The 251-nt window shown below is 44.2% G+C and carries 1 tRNA gene and 1 rRNA gene; both read left to right on the top strand.

The window, feature by feature from the left end:
- A 16S ribosomal RNA gene (locus tag IC213_RS20855) occupies nt 1–96 on the top strand; the annotation flags it as partial.
- A gap of 55 nt (nt 97–151) precedes the next feature.
- Nucleotides 152–227 (top strand) — tRNA-Ala (locus tag IC213_RS20850).
- Nucleotides 228–251 lie beyond the last annotated feature (24 nt).

Below are 251 nucleotides of genomic sequence, written 5' to 3'. Positions count from 1 at the left end.
ACCTTTTGGAAGAAGTCGTCGAAGGTGGAATCAATAACTGGGGTGAAGTCGTAACAAGGTAGCCGTATCGGAAGGTGCGGCTGGATCACCTCCTTTCTAAGGAGAATTGCCTACTGTTTAATTTTGAAAGTTCTTTATGAACTTCATATTTGGGGGTGTAGCTCAGTTGGGAGAGCACTTGCCTTGCAAGCAAGGGGTCAGGAGTTCGACTCTCCTCATCTCCACCATTAAGAGTATATTACTTAAATCTT

Origin of the sequence: Clostridioides sp. ES-S-0049-02 (assembly GCF_020658465.1) — a bacterium.
Classification (GTDB): Bacteria; Bacillota; Clostridia; order Peptostreptococcales; family Peptostreptococcaceae; genus Clostridioides.
The sequence above is the reverse complement of the archived record's forward strand: the minus strand, read 5'-3'. Positions and strand labels throughout refer to the sequence as shown.